We start from the raw sequence: 18,021 nt of genomic DNA, 5'->3' as shown, positions 1-18,021 counted from the left end.
TACTAAATGAGTAACAATCCAACGGATCGTATCCAGCCACTCGCAGACTTCGACTGGTCTGGCTACGCACAGGACACTGACATCTCTCCGGAGATGCGCAAAGAGCGCGAGGCGATTTATGACAAGACCCTCACGACCATCAAAGAGAACGAGGTCGTCATGGGCAAAGTTATGTCTATCAGCAAGCGCGAGGTACTAGTCAACATCGGCTACAAGAGTGCAGGTATCATCTCTGCCAACGAGTTTAACTACAACAAGGACCTCAAGGTCGGAGACGAGGTAGAGGTACTTGTCGAGAGCAAGGAGGATCGCCATGGTCAGCTACAGCTCTCACACCGCAAGGCGCGTGCTGCTCGTGCTTGGGAGAAGATCGCTGCTGCTCAGGAAAACGACGAGGTCATCCTCGGCTACATCAAGAGCCGTGTCAATGGCGGTATGATCGTCGATGTCTTCGGCATCGAGGCCTTCCTGCCAGGATCACAGATCGACGTACGTCCTATCAAGGACTATGACGCTTTTGTCGACAAGACGATGGAGTTCAAGATCGTCAAGGTCAACCCCGAGTACCGCAACGTAGTCGTATCGCACAAGGTCCTCATCGAGGCAGAGCTCGAGCAGCAAAAGAAGGAGATCATCTCCAAGCTCGAGAAGGGTCAAGTCCTCGAGGGTGTCGTCAAGGGTATCACCTCTTATGGTGCCTTCGTCGACCTCGGTGGCGTAGACGGTCTAATACATATTACCGACCTCTCTTGGGGTCGTATCGGAGATCCCTCCGAGGTGGTCTCTATTGATGAGAAGATCAACGTGGTCATCCTCGACTTTGATGAGGAGAAGACACGTATCGCTCTCGGTCTCAAGCAGCTCATGCCTCACCCATGGGATGCACTCGATCCTAACCTTAAGGAGGGTGACATCGTCCATGGTCGTGTTGTAGTCATCACAGACTACGGTGCATTCGTAGAGGTGATCCCAGGTGTCGAGGGTCTGATCCACGTCAGCGAGATGTCCTGGACGCAGCACCTACGCAGTGCTCAGGAGTTCCTCACAGTAGGTCAGGAGGTAGACGCTGTCGTCCTCATGCTCGACCGCGAGGATCGCAAGATGAGCCTCGGTCTCAAGCAGCTCAAGCCCGATCCATGGGAAACCATCGAGCAGCGCTTCCCCGTTGGGTCCAACCACGAGGCTCGCGTACGCAACTTCACCAACTACGGTGTCTTCGTTGAGCTAGACGAGGGTATCGACGGTCTGATCCACATCAGCGACCTCTCCTGGACTCGCAAGGTCAAGCACCCCAACGAGTTCGTCAAGGTTGGTCAGATGATCGAGGTACAGGTCCTCGAGATCGACAAGGAGAACCGTCGTCTCAGCCTCGGTCACAAGCAGGTGACAGAGAATCCTTGGGACGAGTTCGCTAAGGAGTTCACCATCGGCTCTATCCACGAGGGTACAGTCGTTCGTATGAATGAGAAGGGTGCCACCATCGCGCTACCTTACGGTGTCGAGGCATTTGCCACACCTAAGCACCTCATCAAGGAGGACGGCACGAGCGTTGCTGTAGACGAGAAGCTCCCCTTCAAGATCCTAGACTTCAACCCCGAGATGCAGCGCATCATCGTCTCTCACAGCCGTATCCACGAGGATGCTGAGCGTGCAGAGCGTCGTCAGGCTGCTAGCGAGGAGCGCAACCAGCAGGTACGTGATGCTGCAGCTGTCGCAGCTACACAGCAGAGCGTAGAGCGTGCTACTCTCGGAGACCTGGACGAGCTAGCAGCTCTCAAGGAGCGTCTAGAGAGCGCTGAGTAACAAATAGTGGAAGTCACGGAGCGGTGCCCAGCACCCCCTGAGACTAACCATAGCAAATAGTAAGAGAGGTGATGTCCCATCGGGAGGTCACCTCTCTCTTATTTGTCGTTGATCGCACTATCGCTGTGTCTGCTAAGCGCTTACCTCTAATAAAAGCATTCGCTCGAGGCTTCGCTACAAATTTCCTACCTAGGAATTTGCCAAATAAGTACCTAGGAATTTGCCCAATTCCTACCTAGGAAATAAAAAATACTTCGGAGGAATCAAATGAAACTTCGGAGGAATCAAATGAAACTTCGGAGGAATCAAAAAATAAGTCCGAAGAATTTGCCCATTTCCTAGGTAGCAATTGTGGAAATTCCTAGGTAGGAAATGAGAGGAGCTCATTTTTTCTATACTGCTTCAGCCCTTGCGTCAGTCCTGCGGCACGAAGAGGGGTGGGGCATCACCTATTTTTGTACCTTTGTGCTACACACAACAGTAAAAAAAGAAGGCGGCCTCCGCTATGAGAGACCGCCAGCTTGTTATTTTCACTATGACTGATCAGGAGATTATAGTACACGACAAGACCTTTGTACCATACATCAAGGGCGAGCAGCTACGTGCTGCCACACGGCGACTAGCGGAGCAGATACGCCACGACACGGAGGAACGTGACCCACTCTTTGTCTGCATTATGAACGGCTCCTTTATGTTTGCCGCAGAGCTGCTGCAGGCGATCAATACGTCTGCAGAGGTGGCCTTCGCACGCTACTCCAGCTACTCAGGCATGGGGAGCACCTACCAGCTCAAGGAGGTGATGCCCGTGACAGCGCCTCTAGCGGGTCGTCTGGTCATCATTATAGAGGATCTGATCGACACGGGCTTTACGATGATGAAGCTCAAGGAGAAGTTTCTCGCTGACGGCGCTGCCGAGGTGCGCATAGCTACTATGCTACTCAAGCCCGAGGCGCTCCAGTGTCCTATCCATGCCGACTATGTGGGTATGGAGATCCACAACAGTTTCATCGTCGGCCACGGCCTCGACTACAACGACCGAGGACGTATGCTCGATGACATCTATATACTTAAAGAGTAATCATACAGGAATAATCATACGGTCCACAGAGACCATCTAAACCACTACTAAAAGCAATGATCCACGTAATAATCTTCGGCGCTCCTGGCGCTGGCAAGGGTACACAGAGCCACTTCATAGAGCAACGTTATCACCTAGAGCATATCTCTACGGGCGATCTACTTCGCCAAGAGATCGCTCGCCAGTCTCCGCTAGGCAAGCGTGTGCAGAGCATCATATCCCAGGGGCATCTCGTAGATGACGAGACCATCATCGACCTTATAGCCAACGAGCTACACCATCTGCCCGAGGGTGTCGATGGCGTTATCTTCGACGGCTTCCCTCGTACGGTAGCTCAGGCCGAGGCGCTGGATGCTCTCCTAGAGAAGGACAAGACGAGCGTGGACTGCCTGATCGAGCTCAAGGTGCCCGAAGAGGAGCTTCGCACACGACTCCTCAATCGCGCCAAGATAGAGGGTCGCGCTGATGATACGCCCGAGGTGATCGCTGACCGTATACGTGTCTACAACGAGCGTACGCTCCCGATCGTAGACTACTACCACCGCAAGGGGCTACACTACGAGGTGCCAGGCGCTGGCTCCATAGAGCAGATCACGGAGGCTATCTTTGTGGCTATAGACAAGAGCATACAGGACAATAAGTAAACAATGGCAGGTGAGAGCAACTTTGTAGATTATGTCAAGATCTATCTCCGCTCGGGCAAGGGCGGTAGAGGATCGGCACACTTTCGTCGTGAGAAGTACATCCCCAAGGGTGGTCCCGACGGAGGTGACGGTGGCCGTGGCGGTAGCATTTATATAGAGGCTAACCAAAACTACTGGACGCTCCTACACCTGCGCTACAACCGTCATATCATCGCTGAGAATGGCGGAGCGGGCGGTGCTAAGCTGCAGACGGGTGCCGATGCGCCTGACATTGTCATTGAGGTGCCTTGCGGGACGAGCGTGCATGACGCCACGACGGGCGAGTTTATCCTAGATGTGTCGCAGCATGGCGAGCGACACCTCCTCCTCCCTGGCGGTCGTGGGGGCAAGGGCAATAACTTCTTCAAAACCTCGACAAACCAAGCGCCTCGCTATGCACAGCCTGGCGAACCTAGTCAGGAGCGTCTCGTGGTGCTACAGCTCAAGACGCTGGCCGATGTGGGACTGGTAGGCCTGCCTAATGCGGGCAAGTCGACACTTCTTGCCGCACTCTCAGCGGCGAAGCCTAAGATTGCGGACTATCCCTTCACGACGCTACAGCCAAACCTCGGGATGGTCTCCTATCGTGACAACCGCTCCTTCGTAATGGCGGACATTCCTGGTATCATCGAGGGAGCTGCCGAGGGCAAGGGCCTAGGGCTTCGCTTCCTCAGACACATCGAGCGCAACTCGATCTTGCTTTTTATGGTGCCTATCGACAGCCCCGACATCATTGCCGAGTATCGGATGCTATGCCGTGAGCTGGAGGAGTACAACCCTGGGCTGATCGACAAGCGACACATCCTGGCGATCACCAAGATAGATATGGCGGACAGCGAGCTGATCGACCTGGTCTCGGAGACGCTCCCCGAAGAGGTGCCGACGATCTTTATCTCTGCCGTGGCACAGCGAGGACTGACCGAGCTGAAGGACCTGATATGGCGAGAGATCAATGCGCCCTCGCTACACGATCCTAACGAGATCCTACGCCAACCGCTCAACGACCGAACCACACAAGAGGACGATGATCCAGACAACCCGCTACCTAAGCTAAAGGTGGAGGAGGATCACGACCTCATCGATGACATCATCTGGGAGGAGTAACTGCCTACGAGGATGATGGTCACGACACTTTTATCTTATAACTACTAACCTAGCATATACCCTATGAACTATCATCAATACAGTACCCCCGAGCTAGTCACGACACAGCTCGCACAGTTTATCGCTGAGGCGGTTGAGGCGACCGAAGGCGACTTTCATCTAGCACTCTCACTAGAGGAGCATGCGGAGATCTTGGCCAAGGCGCTCACATCGGAGCCTTGGCGCAGTCGCATAGCGTGGGATCGGGTACACTTCTACCTCCTTCACGAGCAGCTGGGCGGAGCCGACCTAGCGCACCGCTCACGACTACAGCGCTTGCTCTTTGATCCGCTACAGATCCCTGCAGATCATATCCACGCTCTGGAGGAGCCCGCACAAGAACCCGCACAGGCTGCGACGGCTCTGCAGCAACATCTAGCGGCGCGTGTACGACACCTGGACGGCCGCCCGCAGTTTGACCTAGCTCTCCTGGAGATGGGCGTGGACGGTCATCTTGCTGGGGTTTATCCCGATCAGGTGGAGCTGTACATCTCGGACGATGTCTTCGCACCCAACGAGATGACTACCGAGCAGGGTGAGCAGCGTCAGCTGGTTACCGTCACGCTGGAGGCCCTCGAGGAGTCTAAGCGTCTGGTCTTCCTCGCGCTCGGACAGGATGTGCGCCATGCTGTGGGACACATTATCAATCTACTGCCCGAGGCGAAGGCTTATCCCGCCAACTTCCTCGCGGCGAAGATTCCCTGGGTACATCTCTTCGCCGATGATCAGGCGATGCGTGAGAAGTCGTACGCTATCTATTAGTCCTCCTGTATGAAAGAGTTTATCAAGACTTCTCAATCTAGTGAGCGCACGATCCTCGTGGGTCTCATCACGCCCGACGTGTCGGAGACACAGGCGGAGGAGTATCTTGATGAGCTGGCCTTTCTCTCAGAGACTGCTGGGGCAGAGCCTGTGGCACGCTTCTTACAGCGTCTCGACACGCCGAACCCCGCCACCTTTGTGGGCAAAGGCAAGCTCGACGAGATCACCGAGTATGTCTCTGCTCACGAGGTGGGGCTGGCAATCTTTGACGATGAGCTGGCGCCCAATCAGCTGCGCAACATAGAGCGTCAGCTCGGCATCCGCATTCTGGACCGCACTTCGCTCATACTCGACATCTTCGCCACAAGAGCGCAGACGGCTCACGCCAAGACGCAAGTGGAGATGGCGCAGTACCAATATATGCTCCCGCGTCTGACCCGACTGTGGACGCACCTCGAGCGGCAGCGTGGTGGTAACATCGGGCTACGTGGTCCAGGTGAGACGCAGCTAGAGACCGACCGACGGATCATCCTACGCAAGATCTCGCAGCTCAAGGAGCAGCTCAAGAAGATCGACAAGCAGAAGAGCGTACAGCGCCAGAACCGTGGCAAGATGGTGCGTGTCGCTCTCGTCGGCTACACGAATGTGGGCAAGTCTACGCTGATGAATGTCCTGGCGAAGAGCGACATCTTTGCCGAGAACAAGCTCTTTGCGACGCTCGATACGACCGTTCGTAAGGTCGTTTTGGGCAATCTTGCCTTCCTTCTAGCCGACACCGTGGGCTTCATACGCAAGCTCCCGACACAGCTGGTGGAGTCGTTCAAGAGTACCCTCGATGAGGTGCGCGAGTCGGACCTGATCCTGCACGTTGTGGACATCTCGCACCCCGAGTTTGAGGATCAGATAGCAGTGGTCACGGAGACGCTCCGAGAGATTGATGCGCTGGGCGACAAACCGCAGATCCTGGTCTTCAACAAGATCGACGCTTACCAGCATATCCCCAAGGATCCCGACGATCTGACGCCGGCGACCAAGCTTAACCGCACACGGGAGGAGCTCGAGAAGAGCTGGATGGCGCGCATGGGCAACGACTGTACCTTCATCTCGGCACGCACGGGCGAAGGTATGGACGAGCTGCGACGACTCCTCTACGATCGTGTCAAAGAGATCCACATACAGCGCTACCCCTACAACGACTTCCTCTACCAAGACTATAGCGATCTGACGGACGATGGCGCAGAGTAACCAGCTCACACGATGGCAGCGACTAAGGCTTCGGCTGATGCGCTCTACATTGCGGGGCTTGGCACGCTTGCCACGCTCTTTCGTTGACAAGGTGCTGGTTCCCTCGTTGGACTGGCTCCTCTATCATCTCTTTAAGTACCGCCGTCAGGTGGTGGAGGAGAACATTCGCCTCACGCTCACGGACCTCTCTCCCGCTGAGCAAAAGACTGTCGGCAAGCGTTTCTACCGTCACCTCGCAGAGCTGATGCTTCACGAGGCTCGCTACGCTTACGGCTCTGACGAACGGGTGCGCCAGCTCTTTCGTCTTGAGCAGACGGAGCTACTAGACCAACTCTACGAGGCCGGGCACCGACAAGTTTTCGCCCTCTTGGGACACATTGGTCCTTGGGAACTGATGGGCTCTTCATCACTACACCTAGACCGTAGTCGCTATCAGCTCCATGTCATCTACAAGCGACTGCACGATCCCGTCGCAGACCAGCTCACCCATGAGATGCGGGAGCAGCACTACGCTCACTGTATCGAGATGAGTCAGCTAGCTCGGGACATCTTACGGCATCGAGATCAGGAGCACGATACCCGTATGCATATCTACTGTCTATTAGCTGACCAATCACCTAGCTACGAGCAGATGCGCTACGCTTCGGTGCTCTTCGGGCGCACCACCTCCTTTGTCACAGGGTGGAGCCATCTAGCTACCAAGCTACAGATACCGCTCCTCTTCTGTGAGATTCGCCATGACGACCAAGCTAAGCAGTGGGTCGGCACCTTCCGTCTGCTCTGTGAGCATCCGACGAGCGAGCTACAATACCAGCTCATCGACGACTACGTGGCACAGCTCGAGGAGAACATTCGTCTAGCCCCACATCGCTGGCTCTGGAGCCATAAGCGCTGGCGCTTTGATCCACACGACTTCCCGCAGATGGTCTACTCACCACGCTGCAATCACTCATCTATATAGCACTCTTATGTCTTCACACACCGACGTCGCTAGAGGTATCTCGCGCTACTTCTACCTAGTTATCTTAGTCATAGCACTCGTTGTCGCAGGCATCGTAGCCCTCACGGGAGCCTATCCTCGGCATACGCCTGGCTCGCTCCTCGCCGTAGATGTACTCCGCTTCACTCCCTTGCTACTCACCGTGAGCCTGCTCATGGTCTTTGGCGCTTTGCTCCTCCCATGGCTCTTGGAGAAAGGGGCGTCCCGTACGACTGGAGCAAAGCTAGACTACCGACATCACTTCGCCCCCCTCCTCTGCTTCGGCTTAGGCTATGCGAACCTATTGCTTGGCGTGGTGACTAGTTACCTAGGGTTGGTAACGCCCTTCCTCCTCGGTATACTCATCGACAACCGCTGGCGACGACAAGGCCCTCTCCTACAGACGCTTCGTGCCAGACCGCTCTACCCGCTACTCCTCTGTGTCGCTCTCTACGTCCTCTACACACTCATCGTCGCCGTGGGCTGGTCTACCGACAGAGGGTTGGCTTTTAGCTATTGGGACAAAGAGATTTGGCTCCTCATCATCCCCCTCTGCTTCTTCATCTATAGTGGGGCTTCGCAGCGACTGATGCAGAGCTTTTGGCTCAGTGCACTACGCATCGGGTGGATCTACATCGTGACCTTCCTAGTCTTTTTCTACGCACTACTAATCAGCTGTGGCAGTAGCCCGTTCATTACACTGACGCTAAATAAGTATTATCTAGGTGAAGCTGGCTTTGTCGTTAGTAGCTCTCACATGCTGATGCCCTTTACCTTCACGCACTACACGTATCTCGGCGTCTTTCTTTTGACTCCCATTGTGATGACCATACGTAGTAGCAGTCGCTCTCTACGCCTCCAGGCTGAGTGCCTACTCCTTGGGGTCATCCTCTACGCCTGTGCGCTGCAGGCGCGCTATCTGCTCCTGATGACGCTTCTCCTGGTAGTGTATGCCGTCGTCTGCCATCTCCTTGACTGGATCAAAGTCACACGACGTCAGCCTCACCTCGTCGTCACCTACCTGATGCTCGCTGGAGCTAGCCTCTTTACCATTGTCTATACCACCTCACCTAATCTTGTAGAAGGCTATCTAGGAGGGGGCATCCGCAACGACCTCTTACAGATGAGCTATCAAGCCCTCCGTGAGGTTCCCGTCTGGATCGGTGGAGGACTAGACTATGTCTATCGACTCTTACTCCCCCTGTCGATTAATACCGAGCAGGAGAGCTTTATCATACACTTCCACAATCAATATATGCAGTCGCTCGTCCAGAGTGGCATCATCGGACTTTTACTCTGGATCTCTATCCTCGGCTCTATGCTCTGGACAGCTCGTCGCCAGCGCAATAAGGCTCTCGTCGTCCTAACCTCCCTATGGATCATACTCTGCAATGTAGACCTTGTGAGCTATATGGCCAACTACCTCATCGGTATGATGTTCGTCCTCTGCCTAGCACTCAGCACGCAGGGCGAGGACAAGTTCCAGCCGGCGGACTAACCAGCCTTCCATATATAAGAATAGCCACCCTCTCTACAGCGAGTGGGTGGCTATTTTTGCGAAATGGACTAACCGAAGGCCTCTCTAGAAGTGGAAGGAGAGGTCTGCACCGAAGGTGCGTGGCTGAGCCTGCTGGAGGAACGAATTGCCAAACGACTGGAAGTAGAAGGTCGCATAGCGCGTATCCGTCAGGTTACGACCCCACAGGGTTACCGTCACGTAGGGGAAACGTACTCCGAGGCGAGCTCCGAGCGTCATGTAGGGTGCCTGCTGGTGCTTATTCTCCGACTCCCAGTAGATCGGTCCATTGCCACGTAGCTCCACGGAGGCGAGTACGCCCTTGAGCCAAGAGGTCTGGATAGGTTCGTTCAGCTGAAGCATCGTAGCGTAGGTATGCGCAGGAACGTAAGGGATAAAGTTCCCCTTGTAGTTCACCTCTATCGGTGCGCCACCCTGAGGATTGGCACGGCTCGTGAGGTAGTCCTGGAAGGTTGCGTGCGTATAGCCATACTGCGCCGAGATCGTTAGTGAGCGCCATAGACGCGCCTTGACACTCGCCTCAGCACCGAGCGAGAGTGCCTTGCCCGCATTGACCGTCGTACGACCCGTACCGGTCGTTACGAAGCGAGCCACCTGTAGGTCTCGTATCCACGAACCGAAGAGCGTAGCCGATACGAAGAGACGATCTTGTAGCGTCAGGAGTCGTCCGCCCAACTCTAGATTGTAAGCATGCTCAGGCTTGAAGGCTGCTAGATTCGCATCGCCATTCTGCACCTGTGGTTGCTGCTTGCCCTGCGACATGACCAGCGCCATCATCTCGCGCTGAGTCTGCTGCATGAGCACCTCAGTCATCATCTGCTCATTGTAACCACCCGTCTTGTAGCTCTTGGAGGCTGCGACAAAGAGGTAACTACCAGCCGTGGGGCGATAACTCAGCGATAGCTTCGGCAGGATCTGGAAGAAGTCCTGATAACCGCCCTCACCCTTCAGACGACTCGTCGCGTCAAAGTGTCTCTTTGCATCGGGCTTTACCTTCGGCGCCACGTCTAGCCCTAGGCTAAAGTCGCTATCGAAGTCCATCGCCTGACGCTCCGCATCAAGGCGTACGCCCAGGTTAAGGTCGAAGCCCGTCCAGCCAAATGGCTCGTGCAGGTTGCTCTCGTGATAAAGAGCGACACCGTAGCTACGCTTGTCAAAGAGATTGTGGTTGACCCGCTCCTTAGAGGCATCGACCGTCAGGAGTACAGGCACCTTGTCATTTTTGTTCGCTTTGTTCAGTCCTGGCTGTATCATCGCCATCAAGCCGTCGGGGCGTATCGCTACGGGCACCTCCATATGATTCATCTGGTAGATACCATTGACACCCACAGTCCAGTTGTAGGTCGTCTGCTCACGGTTTCGCAAGATGAGATCTGCCGTGACCGCATCTTGATGCTGCTTTTGGTTGATCGTAAAGATATCCCGAGCCGTGTAGTCCTGATCCATCAGCATATTATCTCTGAGCGCTTGATAGCTCGTGGTGAAGTCTAGACGTATCTCGTCCCAGCTCTTGTCATAAGCCAGACGCGCCTCACCGATGGTACGGTCGTAGGAACCAGGTGCGTTGTAGTTGATCGGCATCGTCTCGCCACTCTTAGGATGGATCATCGCATAGGGGAAAGCTCCCTGCCGTACCCCATCCCAGACGCCAGCCAGGCGAAGTCTTTGCGTCGCATCGGGGCGCCACTCGAAGTGCAGGTTAGCACCGTACGCCTCCTCCGCATCAGCAGAACGATTGTCGAAAGCATTCGTATAGAACCCACTATTCCTATTATAGTACCCACCGAGGGCCAGGCCCACTTTGGAGTTAAAGGCGTGAGCTAGTCGCGCCGCTCCCTCGATGATCCCGTGATTGCCGGCTCTAGCCGTTACATCCAGTGCAGGGTCGTCAATAGGCGAGCGAGAGGTCAGCAGGATCGTCCCCGCCATAGCGTTGCGACCATAGATATTGCTGTGCGCACCGCTCATCACCTCAATAGACTCGATGCCGAGGAGGTAGCGATTGATCGACTGGTTGAGCACAGGAACCCCATCGATAAAGAAAGCGGTGGACTGTCCGCCACTACGCGTCCCGATGCCACGCATATAGATCGGCGAGGTGAGACGTGAGCCGTAGTCTGGCATGTAGAGATTAGGCACCACGCCCGTCAAGTCTGAGAGATGCTTGATGTCATACTCTCGTAGCATGGTCGGAGTCACCAGGCTCATAGCGCCAGGCGTGCTCATCATCAGCCCCGCCTGACGTAGTAGCGGACGGCTCGTGATCACCCGCACCTCGTCCAGCTCGTAGCTCATTACCGAGTCCGTGACCACGGGTGTCTCGTCAATAGCCCCGTGGAGTGGCAAGAAGAGCAGACTCGCCAAGGGGGCAAAAAGTAGTTTTCTTAGCTTCATCATGTATTGAAAATGGATTACTGGGCGCAAAAGTAAGCAAACGAGATAGAAAAAGAGGTCTATTAGTACGTGCCTGTGCCAAATGTCTGAAACCGTTTGATATTTTCAGTTAAGTTGGTTTGGGAACGTATCTTTCAGAGCGCTCGTCAAGACTTGCTAGTGCTCCTAATGCCTCGAGTGCTCCTAAGGACTAACCTCTCATTTTGATCCTCTCCCCATTTCCTACCTAGGAATTGCCCAAATTCCTCCGTAGATATTTTTGATTTGCTACCTAGGAAATAAAAAATTCTTCGGACTTATGATTTGATTCCTCCGAAGTTTCATTTGATTCCTCCGAAGAATTTTTTATTTCCTAGGTAGGAATTGGGCAAATTCCTAGGTACTTATTGGGCAAATTCCTAGGTAGGAATTTAATTCTTCGGGAGGAAGGCGTAATCAGAGAGGTCCCATAGCCACTCTGTATCGCTAGTCGCACCGTGTATTCCTGGTTATCGTCATGTGCAGCTCCTAGACGACTGGTTATAATGCATCAGCCCTGGTGGAGTGGGCGCTTCATTCGGGCTCATTTTGTATCTTTGCGAGAGCTAGGGTTATATCACTAGTCGTTTTTCCCATCATGAGCTACACCAAACATCCTAATAAATATATCGGAGCGCACGTGAGCGCTGCCGGTGGCGTGGAGGAAGCGCCGCTGCGTGCTGGCGAACTGGGCGCACGTGCCTTCGCGTTCTTCCTCAAGAATCAGCGCCAGTGGCAGGCTAAGCCTTACACCAAGGAGCAGATCGATGCTTTCATCGCAAATTGCGACCAGGTGGGCATCCGACGGGAGCATATCCTACCCCATGCGAGCTACCTATATAACATAGGTAATGCGGACGCTGCCAAGCGCCTGCGCAGTCGCCAAGCAATGATCGACGAGATGCACCGCTGCGAGCAGCTGGGGCTGAGTCTGCTCAACTTCCACCCTGGGAGCCACCTCAAGGAGATCTCCGAGGAGCAGTGCATGGAGTACATCGCAGCTGAGATGAATGCTGTCTTGGCTGAGTCGGAGGGCGTCAAGCTGGTGCTGGAGAATGTGGCGGGTCAAGGAACCAACGTGGGCTATACCTTCGAGCAGCTCGCTTACATCATCTCGCACGTTGACGATGCTAGCCGTGTGGGCGTCTGCATCGACACGGCGCACACGTTGGCGGCTGGCTATGAGATACGTACGGCTGATGGCTACACGGCTATGTGGCAAGCTTTCGACGACATCATCGGTTACGACAAGCTCTGTGCTATCCATCTGAATGACAGCAAGAAGGACTTGGGCACGCGTGTGGATCGACACGAGTCTATCGGCAAGGGCTTTATGGGTACGGAGCTATTCAAAATGCTGATGGACGACCCACACCTAGACAATATCCCGATCGTCCTAGAGACGCCTGTGCCTGAGCTCTGGGCTGAGGAGATCGCTTACCTCTATGCGCTCTAACATCATATGCTAACGAAGATATACGCTGACACACCTGACTACGCTGTAGTGCGTGAGGTGGTCCAATGCCTGGAGAGTGGCGGAGTCATCATCTATCCTACGGGTGTAGGCTATGCGCTCGGTTGCTCGGCACTGAAGAAGCGTGCCGTGGAGCAGGTGTGCCAGATCAAAGGGGTGGACAGCAAGCGCCACACATTGGCGATTATGTGCCAAGACCTTGGCGAGGTAGCACAATATGCTAAGCTGGGGGATGAAACTTTTGCCCTGATGAAGTCGGGCAAGTACGAGCCAGCAACCTATATACTGCCTCCGACGACGACACTGCCGATGCCCTTCCGCCAGCGCAAAGAGGTGGGCGTGCAGCTCTGCAAGCATCCCGTGACACGGATCATCCTGGAGGAGCTGGAGGCTCCGCTCCTGACCGGCTCACTGCCTGATCTGCCTGAGGGGTATGACACGAACTACCTGACAGATCCAGAGCTCATCGAGGAGTATTACGGGCATCAGGTAGATTTGATCATCGACGGTGGTGTGGCTCCAGGCGGTCATGGCGCAATCATTGACTGTACGGGTGCGGAGCCGCAGCTTCTTCGTGAGGGAACTTTCTAACGACACAGTCGCCATCGCATATGCTTCATTCGCACCAGCACTTCTCCACGCTCTTAGTTACCTTCCTGCTCCTAATCCTAGGCGCTGCGGGGTGTGCCAAGCAATCTTCGCCTGAGGGTGGACCCTACGATATGACCCCGCCTCGGGTCGTGCGCTGCACGCCTGAGATGGGGAGTACAAATGTCTCGACGCATCGTGTGCGCATCACCTTCGATGAGTACATACAGCTGGAGCGAGGCGAGGACAAGATAATCTATTCGCCGCCACAGCGCATCCCGCCGAAGGCTTTGGTCAATCAGAAGCAGCTGGTTGTCACTTACCAAGATAGTCTCATCGCAAACACGACCTACACGATCAACTTCAATCGTGCTATCAAGGACTATAACGAGGGCAACTACATAGAGCAGTATGTCTACGCCTTCAGTACCGGTGACTACCTAGACACGATGCAGGTCTCGGGGCAGGCGCTCGATGCCTATACGCTACAGCCAGTGCCTCGTATCCTAGCGGGTGTCTATAATACGCCACTTCCTACGGACTCACTAGACCGGCCGATGACCCGTATGACCTATACGGACGACAAGGGACACTTTACTCTGCAGAATGTACGGGACGGCGATTACTATGCCATCGCACTGGTCGATATGGATCGTAGCTATAGTTACAACGCTCCGAACGAGAGCTTTGCTATCACGCTCGACAGCTTCCGTACCGAGGTGGTACCTCGCTCGGCTCTGATGCCCGCCAAGGAAACAAAGGAGACAAAGGTAGACTCGCTTGGCAATGTGGCGGACTCACTTGGGGTGCGTGCAGACAGCTTGATTGCTAAGGAACAAACTCCTACGACTGCTACAGATACGACTGCCACGGCCACAGACAGCATCTCGCCTTACGTTTACCTGCCCAACGACCTTGTCCTCCTGCTGACCCGTCCGAAGACGCACATTGTCCGCCTCGAGCGACTGGTGCGACGTGACTCGATGTCCCTGATGGCGACCTTTACGGAGCCTATAGACACGCTACCTCAGATCAAGATCCTCTCGCCAGACTACCTGACGACACCTACGAGCTACTATCCTGACCTCTCGACCGATCGCAAGAGTCTCACCTACTGGCTTTCTCCTCACGACTCACTGGCGAGAGACTCTGTCGTGGTGGCATTCGCCTATCCTACGACTGACTCAATAGGCAGTCCGATCAATAAGCTTGATACGATGACGCTGCATGCCCCCAGAGTGCAAGCGGCAAAGGCTAAAGCTAAGCCAAAGAAGCAACCGAAGGTAGAAGCCCCCGAGACAGCTGCCGATGGCCTCAGCCATGCTAGTGACACCACCGCTCTGGCAGAGACACAGCGTGAGCTCAGGGCTGTCACGATCCTTTCGCAAGAAGATATCCATAAGGAGACGACGCGTGACTCCCTATGGATTAGCTATGATGTGCCGATTCTAGCCATTGACACGGCGCAGGTGCAGCTCGCTAAGTTGGTCGACTCGGTGCCGCATCCGATCCCTTGCCAGTTACGACCTGACAGCATACGACGCTGCCGATGGTTGGTGGACTTTGCCAAAGAGCCAGGCACCACGTATCGTCTCACGGTAGATACGGCTGCCATCACGGGACTCTATGGGGGGACCAGTGCTCCTGCGCAAAAAGATCTCAAGATAGCCTCCGCCACTGAGCTGGGCTCCCTAGCGATCACGCTCACGGGACACCCTACGGAGCATCCGCTCTACGTCTACCTACTCAGTAGTAAGGAGGAGATTCTAGCGACTGCTCAGCCTGACAGCGCAGGCTTGGTATCCTTTACGGAGCTGGCTCCTGGAGCTTACTTTCTCAAGCTTTATGTAGACCTGAATGAGAATGGCTCTTGGGATGGGGGCATCTACCCAGCGACGCCTCCTGAGCCTGTGCGCTATCTACCTCAGTCGGTAAATGTGCAGGCGCGCTTTGCCACAGAGCAGAAGTGGGCATACGATGGTACGCCTCTAGCAGAGCAGCGTCCGAAGGACCTGGAGGGTGATAAGCCAGCGGAGGGTGATGGCAACCGTGCTAATGAGACTAATCAGAAGCGAGACCTCAACGTCGAGTACGCTCAGCGTATGCGGGAGCGCTACGGCAAGCGGTGGAACCCGACGGATCGCGAGCGTAAGATCATGGGGCTGCCCTCACGTGCCGAGGAGCGAGAGGCGCGAGCGCGTGGCGAAGAGGTGGAGATAGGTGCTCCGCCCAAGGATAAAGAGCAAGACGATAAATCTCAGACGCAGCCACTCGGCGCTGGCAGTGGTGCTCCCACGCGGCAGTCTGCGGGACAGCTACAAGGCCGCTCTCAAGCGAGCGTTCGCTAAGCTTCCTTCTCTAGACAACGAGCGGGGCTCACTCCATCATGGCGTAGACCAACGTATGCTGAAGGGTGGGTAGCGCTGCGAGGAGTTGGTCGGGTGTAAGCGGACTGACGAGCCGCTTGCTAGGACGTGGCGCGAAGAGGAGCTGGCGACGCTGGCGTAGGAGACAGTAGCGACCGCTATTCGTCGGAATCTGTTCGTCGAGTAGGTCAAAGACGATGCGCTCTGGATCTATATAGAGCGCTGCGGAAGCGAGCTGATCCACCTCCAGCAGGCTTAGCTTGATAGCCCAGCCGAGCAACTCAGCAATGCGCAGGGGACGTAGCATACCGAAGGGGGCTTTTAGGTCAAAAGGTTTGTCGGCAGGCACCTTCGCAGGGGGGATGGCGAGGATACTTTGCCTCTTTCCCTCAGCATCTCTATAATAATAGTAGGTTGTCTCTCCGATCGTACCGATGCCGCCGTCCTCGAGTGCTAAGCTCGCTAGGAGCGTGCGCCACTGATGGTAGCTATGCGCGACGGTGGGGTAGTGCTCGGCCAGTGCAGCCTGCCAACTTCGGTATTGTTGCCAAGCTTCGCCAGAGGGTCGGTCGGTGGGCTTCCCTTCTAGAGTAGGAGTAAGGCGCTTGCCATAGAGCGTGGCGTAGCCCATCTTGCGATAGAAGTGATAGAGCCACTCTTCGGCTGGTATGAGGAAGGCAAAAAGACACCCGTCTCGCCACATCTGCTGATGACTCTCTCGCATGAGATGCTGCACGAGCCTTTTGCCTCGCTGGTCGCTTGCGGTGGCTGCGCCCGAGATGTAGCCAGCATGCCACAACTGGTCACGGTAGCGCATTAGGTAGGGGAGGTACTGCACATGACTGAGTGCACGGCCCTGGTCTAGCGTCGTGAGCAGATGGGTGCGACGAGGGTCAAAGGTGGTACGACTGTAGAGCGCGATGAAGTCATCGCTATCCCCAAAGGTAGTGCGCCAGATCTCTTCGTAGAGTCGCTGCGTCTCAAACTTCGGTCTCATGCTTAGGACTCCAGTTCGCCAGCCCAGTCGGGACGACGCCACACGCAGGTGTGCTTGACGAGGCGTATCTCAGGGCGATAAGACTCTTTCGCCTGACGCAAGCCAGGCAGGCCAAGGTCTTCCTCCCTATTGACATAGGTGTACTGCTCGGGGATGCTACGGGCGAACTCACGGTTGATAATCGTATAGGCGCCATCGATGTCGGTGCGCGCCTTCTCAATATGCACGTCAAAGGTGTCCTCCGTGATGGGCGACCCAAGTGTAAAGGCAACGATCTCGCCTCCGATCTCGATCATCCCGCCACGCATCTCCAGCGCCTCATAGTTGTCTAGGAATCGCTGGATGACCTTGCGCTCTGTATGCAAGCTGGGGTCAGGATCTCCCGTCGCCTCAGCATGCGCTAGCCACTCATCGGCAAAGTGCGCTACACGCTCTAGGTCGTCCGTGGTGATGGGCAGGTAGCGGTAGTCGGGGTAGGAAGCTTCGAAGCGGTTGATGTGATTGCGCTTCGACTGAAGCTTCTTGCCATTGAGCCGTGCGAGCTTTTCCCTGAGATAGACGTAGTCGATGTAGTCGTCGTCCTGAATATGGACGAACTCATCGGGAAAGAGCTTCTCCAAGCGCTCCTTGCAGCCTGGCGTAACGCCCATGAAGACGAGTGGATAAGCCTCCTGCTCGGAGATCTCCATGAGCTCCTTGATGGTCGTCGTCCAGGAGTTGTCATCACGACAGAAGGGGCAGAGGTAGACGGGGTGGTCTCGGCGTGGTGAGCGAAAGCGGATCACCAGTGTCTGTGTGCCACCGATCGCCCACGAGGTCTCGTACTGTACCGCCCAGCCATAAAGATTGGCAAAGGAGATGTCGCAGATCGGCTCTGCACCATAATATATATAAGGAAAGACTGTGGAGCGGTCGGCTACATCAATCTGTCTAAAAGGGGTCATAATCTATCTC

Annotated in this window: 14 protein-coding genes; 11 read left to right on the top strand and 3 right to left on the bottom strand. The window is 55.2% G+C overall.

Annotation, left to right across the window (positions count from 1 at the left end):
• Positions 1-6 precede the first annotated feature (6 nt).
• From rpsA to L215_RS0107965, 8 genes are all read left to right on the top strand, one after another.
• Complete coding sequence (rpsA, locus tag L215_RS0108000) at positions 7-1,803, top strand: 30S ribosomal protein S1 (RefSeq protein WP_025883230.1); 1,797 nt, start codon at positions 7-9, stop codon at positions 1,801-1,803.
• A 535-nt stretch (positions 1,804-2,338) separates the two neighbouring features.
• Positions 2,339-2,881 (top strand): phosphoribosyltransferase, encoded by a 543-nt coding sequence (locus L215_RS0107995; protein WP_025883231.1) that lies wholly within the window; start codon positions 2,339-2,341, stop codon positions 2,879-2,881.
• Between the two features lie 56 nt (positions 2,882-2,937).
• Positions 2,938-3,525 (top strand): adenylate kinase, encoded by a 588-nt coding sequence (locus L215_RS0107990; RefSeq protein ID WP_025883232.1) that lies wholly within the window; start codon positions 2,938-2,940, stop codon positions 3,523-3,525.
• A gap of 3 nt (positions 3,526-3,528) precedes the next feature.
• Positions 3,529-4,668, top strand: a complete 1,140-nt coding sequence (obgE, locus tag L215_RS0107985) for a GTPase ObgE (protein WP_025883233.1) — start codon at positions 3,529-3,531, stop codon at positions 4,666-4,668.
• A 63-nt stretch (positions 4,669-4,731) separates the two neighbouring features.
• On the top strand, positions 4,732-5,469 hold the full coding sequence (locus L215_RS0107980) for a 6-phosphogluconolactonase (RefSeq protein ID WP_027451611.1): 738 nt from the start codon (positions 4,732-4,734) through the stop codon (positions 5,467-5,469).
• Positions 5,470-5,478: 9 nt separating this feature from the next.
• Entirely contained in the window at positions 5,479-6,714 is a 1,236-nt protein-coding gene (hflX, locus tag L215_RS0107975) for a GTPase HflX (RefSeq protein ID WP_025883234.1), read from the top strand.
• Positions 6,701-7,675 (top strand): lysophospholipid acyltransferase family protein, encoded by a 975-nt coding sequence (locus L215_RS0107970; RefSeq protein WP_025883235.1) that lies wholly within the window; start codon positions 6,701-6,703, stop codon positions 7,673-7,675. Before hflX ends, L215_RS0107970 begins: the two co-directional genes overlap by 14 nt.
• Before the next feature lie 7 nt (positions 7,676-7,682).
• Positions 7,683-9,191 carry a polymerase gene (locus tag L215_RS0107965; RefSeq protein WP_025883236.1) on the top strand — a complete coding sequence of 503 codons (1,509 nt, stop codon included), beginning with the start codon at positions 7,683-7,685 and terminating at the stop codon, positions 9,189-9,191.
• An 84-nt stretch (positions 9,192-9,275) separates the two neighbouring features.
• Here the strand turns inward: L215_RS0107965 and L215_RS0107960 are convergent, their stop codons facing one another.
• Positions 9,276-11,627 (bottom strand): TonB-dependent receptor, encoded by a 2,352-nt coding sequence (locus L215_RS0107960; protein WP_027451610.1) that lies wholly within the window; start codon positions 11,625-11,627, stop codon positions 9,276-9,278.
• A gap of 613 nt (positions 11,628-12,240) precedes the next feature.
• On the opposite strand from L215_RS0107960, the gene nfo reads away from it, so the two are divergent.
• From nfo to L215_RS0107945, 3 genes are read left to right on the top strand one after another with little or no spacing between them, the layout of a single operon-like run.
• Entirely contained in the window at positions 12,241-13,098 is an 858-nt protein-coding gene (gene nfo / locus L215_RS0107955) for a deoxyribonuclease IV (protein WP_027451609.1), read from the top strand.
• 6 nt (positions 13,099-13,104) lie between these two features.
• Positions 13,105-13,707 (top strand): L-threonylcarbamoyladenylate synthase, encoded by a 603-nt coding sequence (locus L215_RS0107950; protein ID WP_025883845.1) that lies wholly within the window; start codon positions 13,105-13,107, stop codon positions 13,705-13,707.
• A gap of 20 nt (positions 13,708-13,727) precedes the next feature.
• Positions 13,728-16,052, top strand: a complete 2,325-nt coding sequence (locus L215_RS0107945; protein ID WP_027451608.1) for an Ig-like domain-containing domain — start codon at positions 13,728-13,730, stop codon at positions 16,050-16,052.
• Positions 16,053-16,080: 28 nt separating this feature from the next.
• Here L215_RS0107945 and L215_RS0107940 read toward each other — a convergent pair whose 3' ends face one another.
• Positions 16,081-17,067 carry a GNAT family N-acetyltransferase gene (locus L215_RS0107940; RefSeq protein ID WP_025883843.1) on the bottom strand — a complete coding sequence of 329 codons (987 nt, stop codon included), beginning with the start codon at positions 17,065-17,067 and terminating at the stop codon, positions 16,081-16,083.
• A 2-nt stretch (positions 17,068-17,069) separates the two neighbouring features.
• Positions 17,070-18,011, bottom strand: a complete 942-nt coding sequence (locus tag L215_RS0107935) for a DUF2156 domain-containing protein (RefSeq protein ID WP_025883842.1) — start codon at positions 18,009-18,011, stop codon at positions 17,070-17,072.
• Positions 18,012-18,021: the final 10 nt, after the last annotated feature.

Origin of the sequence: Porphyromonas uenonis DSM 23387 = JCM 13868 (assembly GCF_000482365.1) — a bacterium.
GTDB lineage: Bacteria > Bacteroidota > Bacteroidia > Bacteroidales > Porphyromonadaceae > Porphyromonas > Porphyromonas uenonis.
This window is presented reverse-complemented; position numbering and strand designations above follow the sequence as displayed.